At 61.2% G+C, this 1,038-nt stretch carries 2 protein-coding genes; both read left to right on the top strand.

The annotated features are described in order from the left end of the window. Positions 1-41: 41 nt before the first annotated feature. On the top strand, positions 42-515 hold the full coding sequence (locus tag E5Z01_RS19220; RefSeq protein WP_167758031.1) for a helix-turn-helix domain-containing protein: 474 nt from the start codon (positions 42-44) through the stop codon (positions 513-515). 8 nt (positions 516-523) lie between these two features. Next, positions 524-1,038: IS630 family transposase (locus E5Z01_RS19215; protein ID WP_167758032.1), on the top strand; the 515-nt coding region annotated here is incomplete at its 3' end.

Here is a 1,038-nt window from a genome sequence, read left to right as displayed (position 1 = left end):
ATACGGGACTAAAGTGATAATCAACTATGCGAGCTGCCCAGTTGACCACACACCGCACGACCGATGAGCTGGAACAGGCGTACCGAGCTGCCACGCGACCCGTCGAACGCTCACGCTGGCAACTTCTCTGGCTCAAATCCAAGGGCAAGACCATCCCCGAACTCATGGACGCGACCGGATACAGCCGTACGACCATCAGCGTGCTCATCAGCCAGTACAACAAGCACGGCCCTGAAGCCGTGCGTGACAAACGCCAAGACAATCGCGCCGACACCGCCCTGACACTCGACCAACAGACGCAGTTGTCCCAGGCGTTACTGAACACGCCGCCCATGGGCGGCGTGTGGACGAGCGGCAAGGTACAAGCGTACGTGCAGGAGGAGTTCGGCATCGAGATCAGTCCCCCGTGTGCTTGGGGTTACTTCAAACGCCTGGGGTTCAGTGTCCAGATGCCGCGTCCCCGCCATCACCGGGCCGCGTCCCCCGAGGTGCAGGACACCTTTAAAAAAAAGTAGGCGGGGCGCTGCGGATCGCCCAGGCAGCGTACCCGCATCAGCGGGTACGCCTGTTCGTCCAGGATGAGGGCCGGGTTGGGCTCAAACCTGTCCTGATGCGAGTGTGGGCGCCGAAAGGTCAGCGACCGATCGCGGTGCAGCATCGAGGATTTCAGTGGGTCTACGTCTACGTGTTCGTAGAGCCCGCCACCGGGAAGAGCGATTTTTTGATCCTGCCCACGGTCAGTGTCGAGGCCATGCAGGTGGCACTGCAGCAGTTCGACCGCGCCATGAACCCCACCGGGCGAGACATCATTGTGCTGCTTCTGGATGGTGCGGGCTGGCATACCAGCCCGCAGGTACGCGTCCCACCTAACATGGTGCTGATCAACTTTCCGCCGTACACGCCAGAGTTATCGCCCGCAGAGCCGCTGGTCGGTCAGGTGAAACGTCCGGTGGCGAACCGGACGTTCAAATCCCTGGATGAGGTCGAGGAGGTGTTGAGTCAGGAGTGCCAGCGCCTGATGGCCAATCCTTCAGTGGT

Origin of the sequence: Deinococcus fonticola, from assembly GCF_004634215.1 — a bacterium.
Classification (GTDB): domain Bacteria; phylum Deinococcota; class Deinococci; order Deinococcales; family Deinococcaceae; genus Deinococcus; species Deinococcus fonticola.
The sequence above is the reverse complement of the archived record's forward strand: the minus strand, read 5'-3'. Positions and strand labels throughout refer to the sequence as shown.